This is a genomic window from Endozoicomonas sp. SESOKO2, assembly GCF_024606245.1.
Taxonomy (GTDB): Bacteria; Pseudomonadota; Gammaproteobacteria; order Pseudomonadales; family Endozoicomonadaceae; genus Endozoicomonas_A.
Window position 1 is genome coordinate 1 of sequence record NZ_JAHHPQ010000662.1, and the last position, 5,055, is coordinate 5,055.

1 protein-coding gene is annotated in these 5,055 nt (G+C 47.5%); it reads left to right on the plus strand.

All coding sequences use genetic code 11. The features are described from left to right. The coding region (locus KDK17_RS16260; RefSeq protein ID WP_257288537.1) for a hypothetical protein at positions 1-5,055 on the plus strand (5,055 nt) is incomplete at both ends.

The following is a 5,055-nucleotide window of genomic DNA, read 5'->3' on the forward strand; positions in this document are numbered from 1 at the left end:
GAATGAGAAAATTTCGTCCCAATGCATTAAGCCTTGCCGTAGCCATTGCCATCAGTTCTTCCATCATTGTCACACAGGCACTGGCCGATCGCAGGTTGCAGACAAAATCTATCGATATTACAGACAATGGACCTGTGGAGTTTACCCGGAGTGAGAGCATTGTTCGGCCAACGTTAGGTGATGACCAGCAGCCAATACCCGGATCTTTCACAACCACCTACTCTTATCAGGCTCAAGTCAGTGCAGGTTATGTCATTCCTGCTAAAGGTTTTACAGATATTCTTTCTGATTTCTGCGGGGGTGTTTCCAGCGTTGATCTGTTTGAAACAGACGAAAATGACGTTGCCCGAAAATACATTAAAGTCCTGAAGGTGGGTGATGAGGAAGTCTTCAGGTTTACCCATAATCTTGAAGAAAAGGAACTGGTCATTGAAGTCAGAAGCGGAATGACTGATCGGGACTCAGTTGAGGCTGTTCGCTCTCAGTTGGCTGGCATGGAATCATTGGAACCGTTAACGAAAATTGCCAGCCACACTCAACTGTTCTGGCTGCTGGAAGGTGCTGAGGAGAGAGCGGGAAACCTCGGCAAAAGTGATCACTATGTTTCCCTGGCTACCATTGAAGTCGACAAGGTTGAAGTGAATGGGCGTACCTTCATGCGTCTTATCTCAGGGGGTGATCAGCCCCCCGAACTGCAACGTCTGGGTCAATCACTCTTTGTCAATGATGAGGCTCTCCTGGCAGCAGCCACCTCGGCCTACATCCAGGTTCATATCCTCAGAGAGAATATACAACAGCAGGCTCTTAATGAACTATTGGCATACAGTAAACCCGTCGGATATGTTGTGCATGTCAAGGATGACAAACAGGTTTATCCTGTGCCTGCAGGTTATCCAATGCTGAAAGTAGAGGAAGCTCCGGGAGAGGTTATTGTTTTCTATGGTCAGATGCAGAATCCCCATGATATTGCTTTTGTAGAAAGCCTGCATAAGCACTGGGAAGAAGATAAGAATAGTAACTCTGCCCCGGCATTAACGACACACGTTAAAAAATACAAGCTCGAAAGCTACCTGTACATCATTCGAAGCAGGCAGATGGAAATGCTGGAGGAGTTTACTGGGAGGCTCGACGCCGCTGCTGACACAGATCAACCCACAACACTTTCAAATGAAGACAAACTGACGATGCGTGCGCTTGCATTCTATGAATCTCTCCGGCAGGCATTGACCAGTGCTATTCCACATGGAGCAGATGAATTTGAGTTCACACTGGAACACATCAGAGTCGTTTCTTCAGTCATCACGCCAATCTGGATGCATAATCAACTCGTAAAACACTTCAGTTTCAAACCCGTATTTAGAAATCTTCTGATTAACCCGCACTTTGTTCAGAATATTCAGAAAGTGATACCCGTTATCAGCCATATCAACAAGCTGCAGATCGACACTTCCCGGGAAGACGGAGAGTTTGCTTCCAAAGTCATGAGCGATATGATGAACAGACAGCTGTCAGAGTTTAACAACGATCTGGAGAGGTTGCGGGTAAAAGAGGCCAAACTCGTCGAGCTAAACGAAAAATTACTTTACGCAACGGAACAAGCCGAAGAAACAAAGGCCATTGCCGTTCGTAGTCATGAGGAAAAACTGAGAGACAGGCAACGCTATGAAAATTCGCTTGCACTGTTAAGTGTCGAGCTGAAAGATCTGGAGAATCAGAATCAGAAAATACGGGATGCAGTCCATCGGATTCCATCACAGGTAAAACAAGTCCTTGGAGCCAGAACAGATGCCAAAATCGCTCATAACGCTCAAATGGCAGGGGATTTTGCTACTAATAACCAGGATGATAGCCTGCTACCCCAAGATCAAGACGAACTCCCCGGAAGAAAACTTCTTGAGAACATCATTGCACTGACCAAATTACCTGGGGCAAAACCACCTGATAGAGAAATCTTCAAAGCAATACTAGCCTTCCCTGAAGGCCTGCCCGGTATAACTCCGGTCAATGAAAACGATCTGGTTGCCCGCTTTCAGTCCACTCAACAGCAACCGGAAGAAGATGCGGATTCACCCGTTGGGCAAGAACTACCCGTCGTTGGACAGATCGGTCGGAGTCCCGTCAACGAAGCTGATCTGGAAGTCCGTCAAAAAGCCATTCAACAACACTCCGGGGAGAAAGCTCAGGTCGCTCGACAACATCCTCAGCAACGAAGCTTCAGAACAGATACTACAAGAGAAGCTGAAATCAAATCCCATCATGCAACCATTGCCGCACGCTTACACATTTGGAATTTTGACAACAATGCGGATGTTTTCGTTCAACATGAACGCCTGATTCAAAAAATCAATACGATTAATGATAAAAAAGGACGTCTGCGTCAACAACTTGAGGCCATCAATGCTCAGCAAGAACAACCGCCTCAGAGAGTTCAGAGAAGCAGAGATGCTCGCACCTCCTCTAAATCTAAAACTGAAGAGGATCTAACAGTTACTCTTGGTGTTGAGCTGAATGATAACACCACTCCCGAAGAACTCGACGCCGTGGAAGTGGCAATAAACATGACGCTCTTCGAGCTTGAAAGGCTGAAAGAAATAATGGATCGAACACTGGCTCCCAAAACCAGGCCTGAAATACTCAGTACACTGACAAGCGTGGAAAGAATTCTGGAGGACGACCGTCTCAGTTATGAGGACGACGTGTATCTTCATCGCCAGATCATTTCTGAAGACTTGCAGAAGTACATCATAAATGCCAAAGAGCGCCTGGAGAAAAACGCCCTGATCATACTGGAAGGCTCAGAAAAATTATTCAACATCGACATCAATGAAGGTGATGACAAAGCAGCAAGACTTGAGAGGATTCACAAAAGGCTTGATGGCGATGATATCTCAGCTGACGACCTGGATGAGATGGACGAGATCATCTGGAGCGATTACAGCACGGCTTGGGAAGATCTGAGAGGAAGGGATTTCAGGCTCGAAACGATTCATCAGCGCCTTAGATCTGAAGTCGAAGTATCAGAAGAGCGAGTCAAAAATGAACAGGCACATTATCTTTCGGCTATAGAATGGGCGCTGGAAATCAACCCTCGTAGAAGCGTTGCCGCTATAGAAAAAAGCAAGGCTTTTACTACTAAACTAGCCAACGATATGCAGGTAGAGTTTGAAAAGGATGTTAGCCTGATTGAGCAGAAGCGTATTCTGGTATCGAGAGCCTGGGCATTATTGTACGAGGTACTTGGAACCTACGAAGATGAAAGTGTCAAAAGAGACAGAAACAATGAAATAGCCCATCAACTCAACATTGAGGGCTATGAGGATCATGCCGCTATTGACGACCAGATTCGTCTAATTAGACATAAACTCTTGCGCTTCGGTACTGAAATTTATGAAGCGGGCCAGCTTGATGTTAATGGACGTGTCAAAGCCATTGAGGATGAGCTTGACAGGCAAATGGCTCCCCTGGGACCAAAACCCCGATTCGCTCTTGATCGTGAGCTGGCTGAAGCCAGACGGGCACTACAAGAAGCTGAAAGTGAGCAGAAGACGGCTAATAAAAAACTGAATGATATTCGTCGTATACAATTGGCAATCTGGCAGAGTCTTGCCGACCTCATGGCTGTCCCGGATGATGGCGCTGAGGGTGAACTGGCTTTGACCAGGAAAAAGTACAATCATGTCACAAAATTCCTGCGTGAGTACGACGGGAAAAGTACGCAACTGGCCCACGCCCTGCTTGAAGAGGCTGTTGCACAGGAGAATCTGGAAGCCGTTCCTGACACCACTGAAAATGCCGTGGGTCTTAAACCAGAACCTGCCGACACCAGTACACAACAGGTTGATGCCCTGAGAAACAAACAGGCACAACCGGGCGGTCATGATGCTAGCAAGATCCGGCAACTGATTCAGGAAGAGTGCCGTCTGGAAGGTGAGATTGAAGTCAGGAAAGCAGACATTGAGAGAATGAAGGATGTCCTTATAGCTGCCGAGGAAGCCGTCAAAAATGATGACGGTCCCTTTCAGTGCACGCCGAGGCAGGCAAAAGTTCTGGACGCCATCCACACATTCACGCAGCAGCACTCTCTCAAGAAACAAGCCCTGGAAGCCGCAATAGGTCTGGCAGAATTAGCCGTAGAAAGTGGTGAGGACATACCCAACTTTACGACTTTCGATTTTGACGAAGAATTTGCACCGGTCCACCTGCGGGCATTGGTCGGAGACACTCTGACGTTTGATCAGGCCAATCGGATTGTGACAGTCTTCAAGAGTCTGAAGACGACCTTCCCGGCCCCCGCTTTCGAATCTGTAGAAAATCAGCCTTCGAATGTGCTGAGAAACATCCAGCAGCTGATGTACAGGGCCAGGGATGAGTTGCAAAGCGGAGCTAAACAATACGACGACGAAATTCTCGGCATGGGCAAAACAGCCATTCACTACGTCGATTATGAGCCGGGGAACCTAAACAGCTTCTCCGAATACTTAGCTGCCCGTTATGCCAGTGGTAACAAGATCATCGCTCTGCTACGTGAAGGTCTGATCAGCAAGGTTGAACTTCAGAACTATATTAAGGCTATCAGAGGCGTCGCCGGATATCAGACAGTGGATGAATTTGAACACTTTCTTGGCTACAGATACGGCGTCAATGTGATTCACTTCAGTGCCGTTGTCGATATGCTATCCGATAAGGGTGCTGAAGAATTCATGGAGAATGCCTTTACTCCTGTGACTGTGACCGCGACTGGCCCAGCAGGTATGAAAGAGTCTGTCGCCGGCATGAAAGAGTACGCATCTGCCGTCATCGCCAACTACGTTCTTGACGATATCGCCTTTGAAAATGGCCGCAAGACAGCAGCATTCCTGACCAATATTCAGGACACGCTGACACCTTATGCCAATACTGCCGGCATCTCAGAATCAGACCTGATCAAGGTTATCCATGACACATTGATGCGGGCTCACGCCGCAGCGATTGAGCGGCAGCTGAATGATTACTGGATCAAGCCTTCAGCCTTTCTGGTACAGGCTGTCACCTGGTACTACTCCAGCTACAAACCTC